15 protein-coding genes are annotated in these 20,797 nt (G+C 42.7%); 7 read left to right on the top strand and 8 right to left on the bottom strand.

The window, feature by feature from the left end; all coding sequences use genetic code 11:
- Nucleotides 1-60: 60 nt before the first annotated feature.
- From HKX39_RS03195 to HKX39_RS03170, 6 genes are all read right to left on the bottom strand, one after another.
- Nucleotides 61-3,318 carry a YadA-like family protein gene (locus HKX39_RS03195; protein WP_171679850.1) on the bottom strand — a complete coding sequence of 1,086 codons (3,258 nt, stop codon included), beginning with the start codon at nucleotides 3,316-3,318 and terminating at the stop codon, nucleotides 61-63.
- Nucleotides 3,319-3,468: 150 nt separating this feature from the next.
- Nucleotides 3,469-4,806, bottom strand: coding sequence for a serine--tRNA ligase (gene serS / locus HKX39_RS03190; RefSeq protein WP_171679849.1), 1,338 nt, complete (start codon nucleotides 4,804-4,806; stop codon nucleotides 3,469-3,471).
- A gap of 75 nt (nucleotides 4,807-4,881) precedes the next feature.
- A complete protein-coding gene (locus HKX39_RS03185; protein ID WP_171679848.1) occupies nucleotides 4,882-5,922 on the bottom strand; it encodes a threonine aldolase family protein in 1,041 nt (346 codons plus the stop codon).
- Nucleotides 5,923-5,995: 73 nt separating this feature from the next.
- On the bottom strand, nucleotides 5,996-7,324 hold the full coding sequence (locus tag HKX39_RS03180) for a replication-associated recombination protein A (protein ID WP_171679847.1): 1,329 nt from the start codon (nucleotides 7,322-7,324) through the stop codon (nucleotides 5,996-5,998).
- 33 nt (nucleotides 7,325-7,357) lie between these two features.
- A complete protein-coding gene (gene lolA / locus HKX39_RS03175; RefSeq protein WP_171679846.1) occupies nucleotides 7,358-8,083 on the bottom strand; it encodes an outer membrane lipoprotein periplasmic chaperone LolA in 726 nt (241 codons plus the stop codon).
- 116 nt (nucleotides 8,084-8,199) lie between these two features.
- Nucleotides 8,200-10,602 carry a DNA translocase FtsK gene (locus HKX39_RS03170; protein WP_171679845.1) on the bottom strand — a complete coding sequence of 801 codons (2,403 nt, stop codon included), beginning with the start codon at nucleotides 10,600-10,602 and terminating at the stop codon, nucleotides 8,200-8,202.
- A gap of 75 nt (nucleotides 10,603-10,677) precedes the next feature.
- Here HKX39_RS03170 and trxB point away from each other — a divergent pair, with 75 nt between their 5' ends.
- The 3 genes from trxB to HKX39_RS03155 are packed head-to-tail and all read left to right on the top strand — an operon-like array spanning nucleotide 10,678 to nucleotide 12,801.
- A complete protein-coding gene (gene trxB, locus HKX39_RS03165; protein ID WP_171679844.1) occupies nucleotides 10,678-11,640 on the top strand; it encodes a thioredoxin-disulfide reductase in 963 nt (320 codons plus the stop codon).
- Nucleotides 11,627-12,319, top strand: coding sequence for a Smr/MutS family protein (locus HKX39_RS03160; RefSeq protein WP_171679843.1), 693 nt, complete (start codon nucleotides 11,627-11,629; stop codon nucleotides 12,317-12,319). Before trxB ends, HKX39_RS03160 begins: the two co-directional genes overlap by 14 nt.
- Before the next feature lie 20 nt (nucleotides 12,320-12,339).
- Nucleotides 12,340-12,801, top strand: coding sequence for a DUF441 domain-containing protein (locus tag HKX39_RS03155; protein WP_171679842.1), 462 nt, complete (start codon nucleotides 12,340-12,342; stop codon nucleotides 12,799-12,801).
- 283 nt (nucleotides 12,802-13,084) lie between these two features.
- Here HKX39_RS03155 and trhO read toward each other — a convergent pair whose 3' ends face one another.
- Together trhO and icd are read right to left on the bottom strand one after the other, a co-directional pair.
- Nucleotides 13,085-14,110 (bottom strand): oxygen-dependent tRNA uridine(34) hydroxylase TrhO, encoded by a 1,026-nt coding sequence (trhO, locus tag HKX39_RS03150; protein WP_171679841.1) that lies wholly within the window; start codon nucleotides 14,108-14,110, stop codon nucleotides 13,085-13,087.
- A 1-nt stretch (nucleotide 14,111) separates the two neighbouring features.
- On the bottom strand, nucleotides 14,112-15,374 hold the full coding sequence (gene icd, locus HKX39_RS03145) for an NADP-dependent isocitrate dehydrogenase (RefSeq protein ID WP_171679840.1): 1,263 nt from the start codon (nucleotides 15,372-15,374) through the stop codon (nucleotides 14,112-14,114).
- Between the two features lie 150 nt (nucleotides 15,375-15,524).
- Here icd and HKX39_RS03140 point away from each other — a divergent pair, with 150 nt between their 5' ends.
- Genes HKX39_RS03140 through HKX39_RS03125 form a run of 4 tightly spaced genes read left to right on the top strand, consistent with a single transcriptional unit; the run spans nucleotide 15,525 to nucleotide 20,749 of the window.
- The gene (locus HKX39_RS03140; RefSeq protein WP_171679839.1) at nucleotides 15,525-15,947 is read left to right on the top strand and encodes a DUF1841 family protein; all 423 of its coding nucleotides are present in this window, start codon (nucleotides 15,525-15,527) and stop codon (nucleotides 15,945-15,947) included.
- Nucleotides 15,948-15,977: 30 nt separating this feature from the next.
- Entirely contained in the window at nucleotides 15,978-16,811 is an 834-nt protein-coding gene (locus HKX39_RS03135; RefSeq protein WP_171679838.1) for an AAA family ATPase, read from the top strand.
- 59 nt (nucleotides 16,812-16,870) lie between these two features.
- A complete protein-coding gene (locus HKX39_RS03130) occupies nucleotides 16,871-18,046 on the top strand; it encodes a vWA domain-containing protein (RefSeq protein WP_171679837.1) in 1,176 nt (391 codons plus the stop codon).
- A 3-nt stretch (nucleotides 18,047-18,049) separates the two neighbouring features.
- Nucleotides 18,050-20,749, top strand: a complete 2,700-nt coding sequence (locus HKX39_RS03125; protein ID WP_171679836.1) for a M16 family metallopeptidase — start codon at nucleotides 18,050-18,052, stop codon at nucleotides 20,747-20,749.
- Nucleotides 20,750-20,797 lie beyond the last annotated feature (48 nt).

Here is a 20,797-nt window from a genome sequence, read left to right as displayed (position 1 = left end):
CATAGAAAAAAAGCTAGGCAATCTACGACTACCTAGCTTACAAATCATCGGTGCTCTTTTTTACCAAGCAAAACCGACACCCGCACCAACGGCAAAACTACCTCGATTAGAAAGGCTACTATTCAGCTTATAAGAGACTTTACCTGAATCACTCATATGACTATAACCAACGGCAACCGCTGCGGTATTCACTGCATGTCCTGTACCGATACTCAATAAGCTTTGACCTGGCATAGATGCAGCTGGCATACTTGCCATGGCAACCGCATTGGCGACCGAACCTTTGATGGATTTGACATCACGCTCGACCTTATCGACTCGCCCATCTAAGCGCCCTACCTCACGGTTAAACTGACGCATATTCACGGCATCGGTCGGTGCCACTCCATCAGCGACTCCACTGAGTTGACGCGCCATGCCTTGATTGTTACTGATGTTCACCACACTACCCGATAAATGCGTCGCAATACCAATCTCACCGGTTTTACGATCCTGACGGACGATACCAATCTGCCCCTCATCGACCGCCTTAATCACGCTATAGAGTTGGCTACCATTAATCGCATCCGTACTGGTTGGCGCAATAAAGCCAGCAGCAACATTTTGTAAACGACGCTCACTGCCTTTTGCCCCAATCGTCACCACCCCTGCTGGCTGGCTGGCGGCAAATTGATAGACCTCACTGAGCAAAGGAGAATAAGCATAACTTGCCATACCCGCTGTTTGCTCATTAGGCGTGACGACGGCGACTGACTCATGTCCGAGATTGACGGAATTGGCGGCAGTTTCGGTGATATTTGCGCCGATGGCAATTGCCTTATCATGCAGCACTTGGTTACCACTGCCGATACTTACGGCGGTATTACCGGTTACCGTATTATTGGCACCTACACTCACTGCCTGATTGCCCGTCACGATGCTAGCAGCGCCCACCGCCACAGCGTCTTTACCTGTTACTTTTACCCGGGTACCGATGCCGACGGCATTCTCCGCATCGACGAGGCTCTCGGTTCCGATGGCAATGGCATTGATACCTTTTTCACCCACGCCAGCACGATCGCCCATCGCGACTGCCCCTTCTGCATTGGCAATGGCTTGATGTCCTATCGCAATCGCCCGTGCCTTAAGGGCTTGTGCTTGTGTGCCTAGGGCAATACTATGCTCCCCTTTAGCCACAGCCTCCGCCCCCTGAGCGATACTCTTATCGCCGATGGCGAGCGCCTTAGTGCCAATCGCCATACTATCCGCACCAGAAGCAAAGGCATCGGTCCCTTGAGCGATGGCATTTTGTCCTTGACCACCCAAAGGAGAGTTATCCACTTGGGTATTTAAACCTAATAAGGTATCGCGCTGAGTTTTTAATTGGTCTGCCAAGGCTTGAAGCTCTTGTTGCTTATCGGCAAGACGTCTCTCCCATTCGACTTTTTGAGTGGCTGCCTCTTGTTCGTCTAGCGTCAGACGATAGCTGTCCCACTCGGCTTGCAAAGCCGCAATTTGGTTATCGACTTGGGTAATCGCTGTTTGCTTATCTGCTAGGGCTTGTAATTGCTGATCAACCGCTAGTTTCGCAGCCAAAATCAAGCTATCCGTTGAAGAATACGGTAATAATGTCCGTACCGCCTCATCTTGATAAGCTAGCATTAAATCTCGTGACTCCACCATTAGATTCTTTAAAGACTCATCAATCCACTTCGTGGGTCTAAACCCTGTTAAATAATTTTGTGGTTCCTTATAAATAAGCGCTAATTGCTTTCGCTGCTCAATCACCTCAGCGGCAATCGCATCACGCTCTTCTTGCGTGAGAGAAGTATCCTCTAAACGGCGCATGGTACGGGTAAATTGCTCAACTTTTGTGAGAAAAGGCTTGACCTTATCCTCTACAAATTGGCGATGCTCTTCTTTATCAAAGAGCCAATCATCAGAGTTATAGTCCACCAATGACAATAATGTCCGTTGTCCTTGATGCCAGACTTCTAATCTTTGTAAGTCTGCTAAGCTTATAGCCGAAGAAGAAGAATTTTCAAATAAACTACCCCCATTTCTGACTAAAAAAGCATCAACCACCATCGATGCTTCGGAGGTATTGAGCGATCGCGTTAATACTGGGGCTAACAACAGAGATAATATACTGCTGCTACCTAGGTTAGCGGGACGACTATTATACTGTGCAAGTAATTTGGCCACTTTACTCGTAGAATCTGCCGCCAATAGACGCACTGTGCGTTGCAGAGCCGATTTTGCTAAGCTATTTCCCATATCTAGAGGAGCAATATGCGTGTTATACCATGGTCTATACACTTTTTGATTCCATTCTCTTTCCAATCGAAGCCACTCTTCTTCCTCAGGCGTCCCCATAGGGGGATTAGGAAGATCAAATGTTGGCCGTCCACTAAAATCGCCTTGTTTAGGATCCACTACCCGTGATAGCAACTCGTCCGCCGATTCATCTCGGCGATCGACGCGAATTCCTTCTTGTAAAAGATAATGTTCACCAAATCCCACGTAGCTATAAGACGTTGGATTCTCATAATAATGACCAACACCAAGCCCTGTGTTGCTTAATAGGGTATTGCGAAAACTGCCTGATTTAAAATCATTAAACAGACGCTGCTTAAAAGGCTCTTCTAAAAAGGTAATATTGCCTTGTATATTAATATAACCATCAATCAATTGATTATATTTCTCAATAGGAAAATTAACACTGGATCCGAAGTCTCGCTCAATCCCTGTTTTTAAATCTTGAACAAGAGCATCACGTCCGCCAGCTTGCTTAAGTTTTTCCCAATCCAATGCATTTAATACGGAAATAAAATTATTATAAACCGTCTTTTTATCGCCAGGCACATTAAAGCTATTACTATTAAAGGTCTGTTGTAGCGTATCAAGCTCACCCTGCATTTGTTGACGTAGCGTCTCTTGCCCTTGTTTTTGTAAGGCAATCTCTGCTTGCTTATCCAGTTTGAGCTGTGCTGCGGCAATAAGGGTTTCTAGTTGGGTTAATTGTTGCTGAATATCCTGCTCTTCGAGTTGCTTAATTCCTTGCTGACGCTCTACCCCAGCTATCTCTTGGCGTAAGTTGTTAATCTGCGCGATTAAATCTGTATACTGCGCATACGCTTGAGCAAAGGCTTCTGGGGTAATATTGCCCCCAGTCGCCACAGCCCCCTGACCCACCGCTTGAGAGGAAGTACCACTCGCAAAACTTCCCTCACCTAAGGCGATATTTTGAATCCCTGCGGTAATTCCCTCGGGTAATGTTGCCAAGGCGACTGGCGAAATTCCGAGATATAGGGCAAGAATATGGGGTTTAAACATCATTAAACCGCCATAGCGAAGTTTATTTTTAGGGGGGGGGGGGTACATACGGCGTCATATTTCTTTCCCAGTTGTCTAAATAACTTAACGTTATATTCTAAGAAATATTTCAACAAGTTTCAATAGGGATTTACACCCCCTCCCCTGTCTAATTTAAGGTGTTAGGCAAGCAAGTCCCCCCATATATGGACGCAATACCTCAGGTACGACAATACTACCATCAGCTTGTTGATAGTTTTCCATCACAGCGACTAAAGCACGACCCACGGCTAAACCAGACCCATTTAATGTGTGCACATATTCATTTTTGCCTTGTTCATTTTTAAAACGAGCACCCATACGACGGGCTTGGAAAGCTTCACAGTTAGATACAGAAGAGATTTCTCGCCATGTATTTTGTGAAGGAATCCATACTTCTAAGTCATACGTTTTGCTTGAACCAAAGCCCATATCACCAGAGCACAAGAGCATCACACGATAAGGCAACTTCAATAATTGAAGGATTTTTTCTGCATGAGCCGTCATCTGCTCCAAAGCCTCATAAGAGGTTTCAGGCTTGACAATTTGCACCATTTCCACCTTGTCAAATTGGTGCTGACGAATCATACCGCGTGTATCACGACCACCGCTACCTGCCTCTGAGCGGAAACAAGGGCTATGTGCTGTTAAACGTAAAGGTAATTCTGCAGCAGGCACAATACTGTCTTTCACCGTACTGGTTAAGGTAATCTCTGCGGTAGAAATCAGATAAAGCTCTTCTTTAGGAATCACTTGACCATTTTCATCAACATCATCCCCACCTTTGGTGACCCAGAACATATCGTCTTTAAACTTAGGTAATTGACCTGTACCAAATAAAGTTGAACTATTGACAATATAAGGGGTATAGCACTCTGTATATCCATGCTCTGCCGTATGCGTGTCCAACATAAACTGTGCCAATGCACGATGTAGACGCGCCACACCACCACGCATAAATGAAAAACGAGAACCTGATAGCTTCACCGCCGTATCAAACTCTAAACCTAATTTTTCGCCTAATGACACATGGTCTTGTACCTCAAATCCTAGTGCAGCAGGCTCCATATCTGCTTTATAACCTACTTCAGGGAACCAACGTCGTTGCTCCACATTTTCATCACTATCTTTCCCAAACGGGACAGACTCATGTGGCAAATTAGGGATGGTCATTAACCAGCTATCTAATTCATTTTTAATGCCTGATAATTTTTCTTCTAATTGCTTAAGTTGCTCTGGAATTTGAGCGGCTTGCGCCATGACCGCAGAGGCATCTTGACCCTGTGATTTTAATTTACCAATTTCTTTGGCTAAGGCATTACGACTGGCTTGAAGATTTTCTGTTTCTACTTGAATTTCTTTACGTGCTGCTTCCAATTTATTAAAACGCTCTACATCAAAAGACAAACCACGACGAGCTAATTGAGCGATGACAAAATCAATATCTTTACGCAATAATACAGGATCTAACATGTTATTTATCCAACACTTTAATTAATTTAATTCATTTAATAAGTTCTAATCATTCACTATTTCAAGATAATGAAGCTAAACGGCTTGTTCCGATACCGCGGCTTTAATATCATCCGCTAATTGTTGCACTCGTGCCAAATCAGCATCCCAAGCAAACATAAACCGAGCACCACCACCAATAAAGGTGTAAAAACGCCAACCTTTAGCCCTTAAGTTATCTAAGACGGATGTTTCGGCTTGCAAGAAAACACCATTAGCTTGGACAGGAAACATTAATTTTACCTCTGCTATAGTGCTTAACTGCTCTGCCAAAAAGCGTGCTGCTCGATTCGCATGCTGAGCATTTTTTAACCATGCTCCACTCTCTAACATCCCCACCCAAGGAGCCGCTAAAAAGCGCATTTTCGATGCTAGCTGACCCGCTTGTTTACAGCGATAATCAAAATCCTCTGCCAAGGCTTTATCAAAAAATAAAACAGCCTCACCAACAGCCATTCCATTTTTGGTACCACCAAAACATAGCACATCAACACCCGCTTTCCAACTAATATCCGCAGGCTCGCAAGCTAAAAACTCACAAGCATGGGCAAAGCGAGCACCGTCCATATGCAATTTTAAATTAAACTCTTTGCAAACAGCAGAAATCGCTTTAATTTCATCAATGGAATAGACCAACCCTGTTTCGGTTGGCTGGGTAATTGTCACGACACGAGGTTTAGGGAAATGAATATCCGTCCGACTAAGCGCCAATGTACGAATGGCTTCAGGCGTAAGCTTACCATCTACTGCTGGTGCAACTAATAGTTTGGAGCCATTGGAGAAAAACTCTGGTGCTCCACACTCATCAGTTTCGATATGTGCTGCTGCACTACAAATCACACTATGATAAGACTGACAGAGTGAAGCCAACGCTAATGAGTTAGCGGCTGTACCATTAAAAACAAAAAAAACTTCACAATCAATATTAAACAATCGACGAAAGCCATCTGATGCTAATGCCGTCCACTCATCATCACCATAAGCGACAGCCGATCCTTGATTGGCTTTTTGCATAGCCTCCCAAGCTTCGGGGCAAACGCCAGCATAATTATCGCTAGCAAACTGCTGTTCGTTCATTCTGAACCTTAATTTTAAGACTTAAAATAAAGGTCTATTGTAACACTCTTGCGCAGTGCTATCCTATTGCACCTTAAGAATTTGCTTCTTCATCTAATTCGCGCAAAAATGCCATTTTTTCAGCAATTTTAATTTCTAAACCTCGAGGGACGGGTTGATACCAGTGAGGATCTTCCATGCCATCCGGCAAATAGCTTTCTCCTGCAGCATAAGCATGAGGTTCATCATGTGCATAACGATAGGTTTTCCCATAACCTAGCTCTTTCATCAGCTTAGTCGGTGCATTACGTAAATGCATTGGTACAGGACGAGATTTATCCTTTTGCACAAATGCTCTTGCTTGATTGTAGGCCATATAGCCTGCATTACTTTTTGCTGCAATCGCCAAATAAATAACGGCTTGTGCCAAGGCTAACTCACCCTCCGGACTGCCTAATCGCTCATAAGTGGCTGCCGCATCATTGGCAATTTGCATCGCTCGAGGATCTGCTAGACCAATATCCTCCCATGCCATGCGGACAATACGACGCGATAAATACTTAGGATCTGCCCCTCCGTCTAACATCCGCGTTAGCCAGTACAATGCCGCATCAGGATTCGAGCCGCGAACAGATTTATGTAAGGCACTAATTTGATCATAAAAAGCATCGCCTCCCTTATCAAATCGTCGTAAGTTTTGAGGTAAAAACCGCTCTAACCACGCCATATCAATGGTATATTGCCCTACTGCAAGCGCAGACTCCAATACAATTTCAATCGCATTCACCAGACGACGACCGTCACCGTCAGCCCATTGTGCTAAATGCTCACGTACATCCTCATCTAAGGTAAACGGTGTATCTGGGTGCGCTTCATTAACGACAGTCAACGCTCGGTCCAGTAAAATATTCAATTCCTCTGGCTTTAATGACTCCAGCACATACACACGTGCTCTTGAAAGTAAAGCCGAATTAACTTCAAAAGATGGATTCTCCGTCGTCGCTCCAATAAAGGTAAACAACCCACTTTCTACATAGGGTAAAAAAGCGTCTTGTTGTGCTTTATTAAACCGATGAACTTCATCGACAAATAAAATGGTTTTACGTCCTTGGGATTGGGCAATTTGTGCCGATTGCACAGCATCACGAATATCTTTAACACCACCTAATACCGCAGAGATAGCAATAAAATGTGCATCAAAACCATTAGCCATCAAGCGTGCTAAGGTTGTCTTGCCCACACCAGGTGGACCCCAGAAAATCATAGAATGTGGACGTCCCGATTGGAAAGCTACTCGCAAAGGCTTGCCCTCTGCTAATAAATGCGTTTGACCAACTACCTCATCTAAGGAACGAGGACGAAGACGCTCTGCTAATGGTGCATTTAATAAAGCTTGTGTGAATAAATCATCACCTTGCTGCATGTCGTCATCGCCCTCACAGATATTTCGTCAAACTTAGTTTAGACGAACACGATCCACACCAGCTGGTGCTGTAAAATGGAACGTAGCCGCAGAAACAGCTGCATTCGATTTAAAATTACGTAGTTTAATGGTGGTTGTCTGACCAAACGAATCTAAAATTCTTAACTCTGCTGGTAAATTATTAGCAAAAGCAATATCAATATGGCTCATGCCAGCATCTGCTACCTTAGGGGTCGCACGCAACCATACCATACCATCTTTTTCGGGTAAGGTTTTGACCGTAAAGTTCTGCTCTAAACTACCCGTACCAAAAAGAATGGAGGCTGGTGAGGCACCTACTGCATCCTTTACTAATCGCTCAGTAACCTGTGCTAAATCGGGGTCATATTGGTAAACCAGCTTACCGTCAGAAATCACACTTTGCTCAAATGGTTTAGTCACTTTCCAAGAGAACTTACCCGGACGCTCAAAAGCAAATGTACCCGATTGTGCAGGTTTTGCTTTACCGCCCGTTGTTGCTTGAGCAAACTGACCGGTAGCAGATTTAATGTTTTTAACAAAATCGCTTAATTGTTGGCGAGCATCGCTTTTAACTTTGTTTTCCACTTTAGGAATTTCAGAAAACGTAACCTTTCCTAAATCCGTCTGAAAAGTTGCCTCATTACCCAGCAAATCATTATTAACGTTGAACTCCTGAGCATAAGCTTGAGACGCCATCGCGACTATGCTTAACAAAACTATTTGTGTGATTTTTTTCATTTTTCTTCCCTATCGAGAAATCATTGATATATTGTTTTACCGTATTTTTTACGCCTTGTATTAAACAAAGCGTAAAACTCATTACAGCTTGGAAATAATTAACGTTTTAGACTACATTAATCATTATCCTCTAACCCTTGTAGCTCTGGTACAAGAATTTCTCGATTGTTATTCGCATTCATTGGTGACACAATACCTGCTGCTTCCATTTGTTCTAATAACGTCGCTGCTCGGTTGTAACCGATACGTAATCGACGTTGAACCAACGAAATCGAGGCTTTACGACTACGCAAAACTACATCAACCGCTTGATCATACAGCTCATCTTTTTCGGCATCACCACCGCCCCCAAAGACACCGCCAACACCCTCTTCGGCACTTGCAACACCGCCTTCAAGGATACCTTCAATATATTCCGGTTCACCTTGTGCACGTAAGAACTCAACCACACGATGAACCTCCTCATCCGCCACAAAAGCGCCATGAACACGTAACGGCACACCTGCACCGGGTGCCATATACAGCATATCACCCTGACCTAACAAAGACTCAGCACCACCCTGATCCAAAATAATGCGAGAATTGGTATTGGTCGATACTTGGAAAGAAATTCGTGTTGGAACGTTGGCCTTAATCAAGCCAGTAATCACGGTTCTATCAGGACGCTGCGTCGCTAAAACCAAGTGAATACCTGCTGCTCGTGCTTTTTGCGCTAATCGAGCAATTAACTCTTCAATTTTCTTGCCCACGACCATCATCAAGTCTGCTAACTCATCAATAAACACAACGATAAGTGGCAATGTACTTAATGGCTCTGGATTTTCAGGCGTTAAAGAAAATGGGTTATAAATTTTCTCGCCTTGCTTTTCGGCTTCTTTAATCTTGGCATTATAGCCAGCAATATTACGAACCCCTAATTTACTCATCAATTTGTAACGTCGCTCCATCTCCGCCACACACCAATTGAGGGCATTAGAGGCTTGTCGCATATCTGTCACAACAGGTGCTAATAAATGACGAATACCTTCATAAACACTCATCTCTAACATCTTAGGGTCAATCATAATCAATTTGACCTCATCAGGATGAGCTTTATAGAGAAGCGATAGAATCATCGCATTGATACCCACAGACTTACCTGAACCTGTCGTACCGGCAACCAATAAGTGCGGCATTTTGGCCAAATCAGCAACCACTGGATTACCGGCAATGTCTTTACCCAGAACCATCGTGAGCAAAGAGCTACTCTTATGATAATGCTCAGAACCAATAATTTCGCTCAAACTTACCATTTGACGACGAGGGTTAGGCAACTCAATACCCATCACATCCTTGCCGGGAATGGTTTCTACCACACGTAAACGCACTAAACTTAATGCACGTGCCAAATCACGACCAAGTTCAACAATTTTAGAACCTCGTGTTCCCTTAGCCGGCTCAATTTCATAACGCGTAATCACTGGACCCGCTTGTGCAGCAACCACTTTAACCTCAACACCATAGTCCTGAAGTTTTTTCTCAATCATACGAGAGTTAAACTCAATCGCATCCACAGAAACCGTTTCAATCATTTCTGGTGCTGGATTTAATAAATCCAATGTAGGTAATTGACTTTGGCTACGCTCTGCTCGCTCGCTATCATCTACAGGTGTTGTAAATAATTTCTGCTGTTTGACTTGTTGTTCAACTTTTGGAGCCAATTTAACTTGTGTTACCGCAGGCTCAATACGAATAGGATCTTCATGAGCAGGCAACTGTTCTTTTTGAGTTTCAACAAGGGTGGCACGAACCTCTGAAGCTTGCTCACCAATTTTGCGATCTTCTTTTTCTTCGCGCAAATTAATGACAAAACTAATGCTCTTTTGGATAACTGTCCCGATTTTCTCAGCAAGACCCAACCAAGAAAAATTAAAGAACAAACTTAAACCCAAACCAAACACCAATAGTAAAACCATCGCTGCCGGTCCAATACCAATGTAAGTTTGTAATTGGCTAGCCAATAAATTGCCAAGAACTCCCCCAGCCCCACCAGGTAAGCCAAAGTCAAAAAGACGATTTTGCGTAGCTTCTATCCCCATCGAACCTAGGAAAACTAGGATAAAACCAATCCACACTTCCCATTGCACACGTGGCAAGGCTAACTCTGGGTCAATCACCACAGATTTAATAACACGCTTAAAAGCGACATATGTGCGCTGCGCAATAAGAACCACCAACCACCAAGCAGAAGCACCAGCTAAATAATAAAGAATATTCGCTGTATAAGCGCCTAACTTACCCAATAAATTGCGTACCTCACCATCACTAGATGTGCTTACCCAGCCTGGGTCAGTAGCGTGCCAAGAAAATAAAAGAACTGCTAATGCAACCGTAATGCCAAGATAAATCAATCCTTTGGCTTCTACAAACATAGAAACCAAACGATTACTTTCTTCTTGGGGAGTTTCGGGTTGTTCTGTTCTGCTAATACGCGAGTAGCGTTTTTCTGAAGTATTTTTAGTACGTGCCATAAAACTCATTTATAATTACATCTTGCTATTATAAAACCAAACAACCACGAAAGAATGTAAAACATTCTCAGGAGTGAATATTCCATGAGTACCTCTCAACACGCTAAAGTTATTATTTTAGGTTCAGGTCCTGCTGGCTACACGGCCGCCCTCTACGCAGCACGTGCTAATTTAAAACCGATGTTAATCACTGGTATGGCTCAGGGCGGTCAATTAATGACCACCACAGAAATCGATAACTGGCCAGCTGATGTAGATGGTGTACAGGGTCCTGAACTCATGGATCGTTTTCTAAAACACGTTCAACGATTTGATACCAACGTTGTCTTTGATCAAATCAGTAAAGTGGATTTATCAAAACGTCCTTTTACGCTTGAATCTGATATGGGTAATACCTATACCTGCGACAGCTTGATTATTGCCACAGGTGCGTCTGCACGTTATCTAGGTTTACCTAGCGAAGAAGCTTTTATGGGCAAAGGTGTTTCTGCTTGCGCAACATGCGATGGTTTTTTCTATAGAAATCAAGATGTTATCGTTGTGGGCGGTGGTAATACTGCTGTCGAAGAAGCGCTTTATCTGTCGAATATTGCTCGTAAGGTTTACGTTATCCATCGTCGTGATAAGTTCCGTGCAGAACCTATTATGATTGACAAAATGATGGATAAAGTCCAAAACGGTAATATGGAACTTCGCCTTAATGCGGTACTTGATGAGGTACTGGGCGACAGTACGGGTGTTAATGGCGTCCGCATTAAAAACGTGGATACTGGCGCAACAGAAAACATCGCCGTAACAGGTACATTTATTGCGATTGGTCACTCACCAAATACAGGTATTTTTGAGGGGCAGCTCGCCATGAAAGATGGTTACATCATTACGAAATCTGGTCATGAAGGTTTAGCCACAATGACCTCTGTTCCCGGTGTCTTTGCTGCTGGTGATGTACAAGATACGATTTATCGACAAGCCATTACCAGTGCGGGTACGGGTTGTATGGCGGCTTTAGATGCTCAACGTTGGTTAGAAGAGCATGAAAGCAATTAAAGGTGAATTGCAAGCGCTCAAAAAACTGCAAAAACAATTTGTCCAAGAAAAAAACAAATTAGAAAAACAGGCTTTTGAGCAAAAAAAACAGTCTGCTCTTGCTCAAGGTAAAGTGCCTCCACTTAGTCAGGATGATATTCAACTTTTTCATCAAACTCTACGTGGCGTAACACCGTTAACCGATACCAACCGTATTGATAAAAAAGCAGCCCCTTTAAAAAATCCTGAATTCTATCGTGCCAAACGCGAACAGGCAGAGGGAGAACCGCATTTATTAATGCCCAAACGCACCAAAGCACCAGCGACTCGCCCCGTCAAGCCTAGTCACATTCAGCCACAAGATGAATATACCTACCTCGCTGAAGGCATTGGCAAAGATGTTCTCAGCAAACTCAAACAATTAGTCTGGCCCATTGAGGCCACTTTAGACTTACATGGTGCGACCTTAGAACAAGCCACCATTCGTTTTGACCGCTTTGTCATAACTTGTTTTGAGCATAATGTAAAGTGCTTTATGATTATTCATGGTAAAGGTTACGGCTCTAAAGACGGTAAAACCGTATTAAAACAACGCGTTATCTCTTGGCTTCGTGATTTAGATCAAATTGCTGCCTTTATACCTGCTCCTGAAAGTATGGGGGGTGAGGGAGCCCTCATTATTCTTGGCAAAGGATCATAATTTAATAAAGACCATTATTTATGTTTAATCTTCATTTTGATACGGTCGCCGGACTACTCCTTGTCCTCATTGCGCTCGGTATTATTAGTCACAATAATGCTATTACGATTGCCGCTTGTGTATTGCTAATTATGCAGCAAACTATTCTCGCCAATTACTTGCCGTGGGTAGTAAGAAATGGGATTAATGTGGGCATTATTATTCTCACCATTGGTGTACTCAGTCCCTTAGTATCAGGCAAAATTCAACTTCCTGAATTTAGCGAACTACTGACCAATTGGAAACTCATCGCCGCTATTGTCGTCGGGATATTTGTCGCTTGGCTAGGCGGTAAAGGTGTCAGTTTAATGACCTTACAACCAGCTCTTGTAACAGGTTTATTAATTGGTACGGTTATCGGTGTAGCCTTTTTTAAAGGCGTACCTGTGGGTCCTCTGATTGCTGCGGGCATTCTAGGTTTAGTACTTAGTGTGACAGATTAAAGTTTCCTCGCCTTAGGGGATAGCGCTTTACGGCACGGTGCCAATCCACAGACGCCATAGTCAAGCAATCCACTCAGTATCGATAATAACCACAAAAACACAAAAGCCACTCCAAAGAGTGGCTTTTGTGTTTGTCTTTGTTTTATTTGTACAACCCACTAAGGGCTGTCAGGTACTGCTACTGATTTTCTCTGCTATATATGCAGGTGTCTCCTTCACTGCATGGTTTTATTATGCAACAAAGCGTAACTATTTGCACCTAGGTATTTCCCTGATATGGTTATTACTTAGTTGCCACCGCCGTTTTTTGACGATTCAAGGCACGTAGTCGCTCTTTTACTGCCTCTTTTTCTAGGCGACGTTGTTGAATTTGCTCTTGCATATCCGCACCCAAGTGTGTCTCTGAACGAGCCTTAGCTAAATCGACCTGTTTCTGACGCTCACGGAAACGCGCTCTTTGCTCATCCGTCACCTTATCATAACAGTAAGGGCAACTCTCTCCTCGAACATAATGAATAGATTGCGTATCCTCTTCACTTAAAGGATGACGACAAGCTCGGCATTGTACATAAGAACCAGGAATCAATTGATGCCCCACCGATACACGGTCATCAAAAACAAAGCACTGCCCTTCCCATAGGCTTTTCTCCTGAGGAATTGTTTCCAAATATTTTAGGATTCCCCCTTCTAAATGATAAACCTCGTCAAAACCTTGCGACTTCATATAAGCCGTTGATTTCTCACAACGAATCCCCCCAGTACAGAACATCGCCACTTTTTTAGTTTTTTGTTTATCTAAGAGTCCACCCGTTTTGGATTGCTCTTGTACCCAATCAGGAAATTGACGAAAGCTCTCCGTATGCGGATTAATTGCCCCCTTAAATGTACCAATCCCTACCTCATAATCATTACGTGTATCGACCACCACCACGTCAGGATCAGAAATCAAGGCATTCCAATCCTCTGGCTTAACATAAATACCCGCATTTAAGGCATTAACATTCGGCTGACCCATCGTCACAATTTCTTTTTTAAGACGTACACGCAAACGATGAAAAGGTGCTTTATCATCTGAAGCGGATTCCTTATGCACTAAATCAGCCAAGCGCGCATCACTACGTAAGTAGGCCAACATTTTATCAATTCCCTCACGTGAGCCAGCAATCGTGCCATTAATTCCCTCACGCGCTAATAATAAAATGCCTTTGATATCATTTTCATCTGCAACCTTTTGGATAGGCGCTTGTAATGCCTCAAAATCAGGCAAATCCACAAATTTATACAAAGCCGCAATCGTAAAACTCGACATATTATTTATCCATTTGATTAATCATGACTTGACCAAAACCAGAGCAGCTAACCTGTGCAGCCCCTTCCATTAAGCGAGCAAAATCATAGGTCACTTTTTTAGACAAAATCGCCTTTTCCATCGATTCAATAATTAAATCCGCTGCTTCAGACCAACCGATATGTCTTAACATCATTTCTGCCGATAAAATCAACGACCCTGGATTGACATAATCTTTGCCAGCATAACGTGGTGCAGTACCATGTGTTGCTTCAAAAATGGCCGATCTTTCAGATAAGTTAGCACTCGGTGCAATACCAATACCACCCACCTGTGCTGCTAAAGCATCGGAAATATAATCCCCATTGAGGTTCATTGTCGCAATGACTGAAAACTCTCTTGGGCGCAATAACACTTGCTGCAAGAATGCATCAGCAATCGCATCCTTAATGATAATTTCACGACCTGTTTTAGGATTTTTAAGGCGACACCATGGGCCATCATCAATTAACTCTGCCCCAAACTCACGACGAGCCAAAGCATAACCCCAGTCACGGAAACTACCTTCGGTAAATTTCATAATATTGCCTTTATGCACTAAAGTGACACTTGGCTTATCAAAGTCAATCGCATACTGAATAGCTTGACGTACTAAACGCTCTGTACCCTCTTGAGAAACAGGCTTAATCCCCAAACCCGATGTTTTAGGGAAACGAACTTTATTCACTCCTAACTCATTCGTCAGAAATGCGATAAGTTTAGCGGCCTGTTCACTACCTGCCTCAAACTCAATACCAGCATAAATATCTTCAGAGTTTTCGCGAAAAATAACCATATCCGTTTTTTCAGGGTGACGCAATGGTGAGGGCACACCTTTAAAATAACGCACAGGACGCAAACAAACATATAAATCCAATGCCTGACGCATCGCCACACTTAATGAGCGGATACCACCACCTACAGGAGTATTAAGCGGGCCTTTAATAGACACCACATACTCACGCATTGCCTCAATAGTTTCTGTAGGGAGGTATTGTCCCTCACCATATACCTTAGTGGATTTCTCACCCGCATAAATCTCCATCCAATGGATTTTACGTGTCCCACCATAAGCCCTTGCAACGGCGGCATCGACCACCTGCCGCATAACAGGTGTGACATCAACACCTACCCCATCTCCCTCAATAAAAGGAATGATAGGTTGTAGCGGTACATTTAACGTTTGATCTGCGTTAATCGTAATCGCACTACCACCTGCTGGTATTTGAATGTGTTGATATGCCATATAGCCCCCAAAGGAAGATAATTAATTCTTAAAAATTATACAGAACTTTCCTCTATAATAGTATGCAACGACGGCACTTAGCATATCCTCTTATAGCCTCCTGATATTATTTCTCTTTATTGACGCTCTATTTTTAAGTATTAACCAATTATGTTTAATCCAACACGAGACCAAGTTCGAGAATTTTTTATGACAACTTGGCAAAAACACCTTGAGAAAAGTGTGCTTTCACCTATCGAAGCTACTGCGCTTAAATGGATTCTAGAACATCCAGAATACCATGCTCTACTTTCCTCAGCAGAAGCCAAACAACAAGACTTCACGGTTAGTGGAGGACAAGTCAATCCTTTCTTACACCTTTCTATGCATTTGGCCATTGAAGAGCAAGTTTCTATTAATAGCCCACCGGGCATTAAAGCAATTTTTGAGCAACTTAGCCAACGTCGCAATCCACACGATGCCATGCACGAAATTATGGAATGTCTAGGTCAAGTGATTTGGGAATCACAACGACTAGGTACACCACTCAATAATGAGCTTTATATGGATTTACTACAAAAACGTTTAGCATAATAACTGACACCCTTGATTTGCGGAGACACCATGCAAGTACAATTTACAGGAACAGATAACTATATTGCCACCCCTGATTTAACCATGGCGGTTAATGCGGCACTTTTATTACAACGCCCACTACTGATTAAAGGTGAGCCTGGCACAGGAAAAACCCTCCTCGCCGAGGAAGTTGCCAAATCGCTAGGTCGCCCTCTTTTGCAATGGCATATCAAATCCACCACTAAAGCGCATCAAGGGCTTTATGAATATGATGCTGTCTCTCGTTTACGAGACTCACAACTCGGTGATGATAAAGTTCATCATATTGAGAATTACATCAAACAAGGTGTTTTATGGCAAGCCTTTAGTGCTGATACGCCTTGTGTGGTTCTTATTGATGAAATTGACAAAGCAGATATTGAGTTTCCCAATGATTTATTACGTGAACTCGACCAAATGGAGTTCTTTGTCTACGAAACCCAACAACTGATTAAAGCCAAACACCGTCCATTAGTGATTATCACGTCTAATAATGAAAAAGACTTACCCGACGCGTTCTTACGTCGCTGTTTCTTTCACTATATCCAATTCCCAGACGCAGAGACATTAAAGGCAATTGTGAAAGTTCACTTCCCAACTCTGCAAGAGGATTTATTACAAGCAGCAATGGCACAGTTTTTCCGTTTACGTGAAATACCCGGACTGAAGAAAAAACCATCCACATCCGAATTTATTGATTGGATAGCTTTATTAAATGCACAAGGGTTATCTGCACAACAACTCCAACGTAATAATGGGCTACCTACACTCAATGGTGCTCTACTAAAAAACGAGCAGGATTTAGCTTTACTTGAGCGCCTTATACAAATGAGCCACCGTTAATTTATTCACGCATTCATACACTTAATGCTTTGATATTCATCTGTTAATGGTCAGTGCCTATGTTAATAGACTTTTTTTATCATTTACGTCATCATAAAGTCCCTGTTTCTATCAAGGAGTTTTTGACTCTCTTAGAAGCATTACGCCAACCTATTATGGCGCCAACACTAGAGGACTTCTACCAATTAGCTCGCCTAACACTCGTCAAAGATGAAACGCTTTTTGATAAATTTGATCAAGCCTTTGCTCTCTTTGCCAAAGGTGTGGAAGCAAAAATGTCTGGTTTACAAAAAGAAATCCCGATGGAGTGGCTTATCAAAGAGTTCCAAAAGCACCTTAGTGAAGAAGAAAAAGCTGCTATTGCTAAACATGGTTGGGATAAACTGATGGAGCTCTTTAAACAACGTTTAGAAGAGCAAAAAGGTCGTCATGCCGGAGGCAATAAGTGGATTGGTACCGGTGGTACCTCAGCCTTTGGCAATAGTGGCTATCATCCAGAAGGTATTCGTGTAGGTGGAGAAAGTGCAGGTCACCGTACCGCGGTTAAAGTATGGGATGAGCGTAAATTTCGTGCCTATGATAGTGATCAAGAACTCGGTACCCGTAATTTTAAAATAGCCCTTAGACGTTTACGTCGCTTTGCTCGAGAAGGTCGGCCTAGTGAATTTGATTTAGATAATACCATTGCACATACTGCTAAAAACGCTGGATTTCTCGATATCCGTATGCGAGCAGAAAGACGTAATACCGTTAAGGTTCTTATGCTCTTAGATGTTGGCGGTAGTATGGACGATCATATTCAACAAATGCAAGAGCTCTTTTCGGCCGCTAGTAGTGAATTTCAGCATTTAGAAGTCTACTACTTCCACAATTGTATCTATGAACGTGTTTGGCGTTACTCTCCTCAGCAACAACGTGAATATATTGAGACATGGGATTTATTACGCAAGTATAATGAAGACTGGCGTGTCATTCTTGTCGGTGATGCTACCATGAGCCCTTACGAAATTAACTTTCCCGGGGGATCAGTTGAACACTATAACCAAGAAAGTGGCGCAACGTGGTTACAACGTATTATAGAGACATGGCCTAAAACCATTTGGCTTAATCCTGAGCCATTACGCTATTGGCAATACCGACAATCCATTGCGCTTATTCAACAAATAATGCAATCTCGTATGTACCCCACCACTGTAGATGGCATTGAAGAAGGCATGCGCTTTCTTGCCAAATAATGTATGTTTAAACTTTTTCTTATTTCTGTTTTATTTATGCTGTCCACATTAAGTCAAGCCTTTACTAAAATCCAATCTATCGAAGGTATCACCGAATACCAACTCAACAATGGCTTGCAAATCCTTCTCGTTCCCGATGCTTCTAAACCAAGCACTACGGTTAATATGACTTACCGTGTTGGTTCTCGTCATGAACGTTATGGTCATACCGGAATGGCACATCTTCTCGAGCATCTGGTCTTCCGTGGGACAGAACGTTATCCTGATGCTTTACAACAATTTTCAGAAAAAGGACTCAATGCTAACGGTAGTACGAATACCGATAGAACCAATTACTATGCTATTTTCTCGGCTGATGCTGATACATTAAAATGGTATCTACGCTGGCAAGCCGATGTAATGCAAAACCTACACATTTCCTCAGAGGATTTAAAAAAAGAAGTCGACATTGTTCTTAACGAACGTGAACGCTCACAAAATAATCCTATGCAAGTATTATTTGAGCGAATAAAGTCAAGTGCCTATCATTGGAGCAATGCTGGAACACCCATTATCGGTTCACCCGATGATTTAAAAGCCATGCAAGCGAGTGAATTACAACGCTTTTATCACACTTACTACCAACCTGATAACGCTACCCTAGTGATTGCAGGGAGCTTCGACGAAGCACAAACACTAGAATTTATCGAAGAGGTTTTTTCTAGCATTCCAAAACCTGCCCGCACACTGGAGGAACCACCGACGCTTGAACCCGTCCAAGACGGAGAACGCAATATCATCTTACGTCAAACTGGCAATATGCCCTTTGTAGCAAATGCTTACCACATTCCTAGTGCGGCTCATCCAGATTATGTCGCCCTAGATATGGCGGTCAATATTCTAAGCGACAGACCCTCTGGTTTACTCTACCGCCAATTAGTTCAAGATCAAAAAATTGCTGCGAATACCTTTGGACTTGTTCATACACAATACCATAGCGGTCTAGCTTTCTTTGGTGCCCAACTTTCCGACAACAAGGATATTGATCAAGCCTCAAAACAACTCAATACACTTTTAGAAGATTTAGCTACACATCCCATTAGTGAGGATGAACTACAACGCGCGCGCACCTATTGGCTCAATCAATGGCAAAAACTCTATGCCAATACAGAACATCTAGGCATCGGTTTAAGTGAGGCTATTGCGGCGGGTGATTGGCGACTCTTTTTCCTTGAGCGTGATTATGTCAAAAATGTCAGTCTTGTTGAGGTTCAACAAACTGCAGAACATTATTTTGTCCCTAGTAATCGTATCAGCGGACAGTATATTCCTACTGAGAAAACGCCTCGTGCCCCCAAGATAGAGCGTCCAAACCTAACACAACTCTTTGCCGACTATAAAGGTGACTCAAGCCATCAATTAATCGAGGCTTTTGATACCTCTGCAGACAATATTCAGACACAAACACGCCAAGGAAGTATCACCTTAGATAATGGTACTATCCAATATGCTTTACTACCCAAACCTACTCGTGGCAATCGTGTATTTGCTAACTATCGTATTAAATTTTCTGAACTTAATCAGTTATCAAATCAAGCGACATTATCTAGCTTTGCAGCGAGTTTGATTAGTAGTGGTACAGATGAACTTTCACAACAAGATATCCAAGATAAAGTGGACGAACTGAATGGCTCTCTCAGCTATCATATTAGTGGCAATCAGCTTGTCGTCTCACTATCGACAACCCAAGAATACCTATCTGAGTTACTCTCTTTTAGTCTATCCTTAATCCAAAAAGCCAATTACCCAGAACAAGAGCTTACTAACTTTATTACACAAGTCCGTCGTGCGATTAAAGCCAATAGTGAAGAACCCGCATCTAAAGCAGCTCATGCACTTAATCATTATTTGAGTAACTTCAAACCAAATGATTTCCGTTATGTTGCTAACCCCGAAGAGCAATTAAAAGCGATTGAGCATATCACCCAAGATAAGCTCCTTGCCTTTAATCGTAAAAATTTTGCCGCAGGTAATATCGATGTATCTATTGTCGGTGCTTTTGAGCCAGAGCAAATCATCCAAACCTTACGTCAAGAAATTAGTCAATGGAAAAAAGCGCCAACATATCGCTATATTGCTGACCCTTATGGTGAATATGCTCCCAAAGAATTTGTTATCAAAACCCCAGAAAAAGCCAATGCAATTTTGATTGGAAAGCTGCTCTTACCTATTCAAAATAACGATATGGATTTCCCCGCATTAGTAGTAGCTAATCACTTATTAGGCGGTAGTGAGGCCTCTCGCCTTTTCCAAGCCGTACGTGCAGATAAAGGCTTATCGTATAGTGTCAATAGCGGCATAAACGCCTCTTCTTTTGAACCCTCTGCAGAATGGACAATTCAAGCCATTTATTCCCCTGCTAACCGAGAAATCGTCAAAAAAATTGTGATAGATACCGTAAAACAAGTTGTGGATGACGGCTTTACCCAAGAAGAATTGGATAAGGGTATTGCAGCGATTATTAATCTACGTGCACTTGCTAGAGCACAAGACAATGTCTTGAGTTCAACATGGCTACGCTACTTAGAAAGCGGTCGCGATTTTACGTGGAATAAAGCATTTGAGGAAAAAGTGAAAGCACTTACCCTGACTGAGATTAACCGAGTCACAAGAAAGTATCTCACTATTGAGAAAATGAGTATGGCATTCGCTGGGGATTTTTAAACATAACAGTTAAAACCCCCATAAGTAGTCTCCTACTTATGGGGGTTT

The sequence above is a fragment of the Pelistega suis genome (assembly GCF_013133795.1).
GTDB lineage: Bacteria > Pseudomonadota > Gammaproteobacteria > Burkholderiales > Burkholderiaceae_B > Taylorella > Taylorella suis.
The sequence above is the reverse complement of the archived record's forward strand: the minus strand, read 5'-3'. Positions and strand labels throughout refer to the sequence as shown.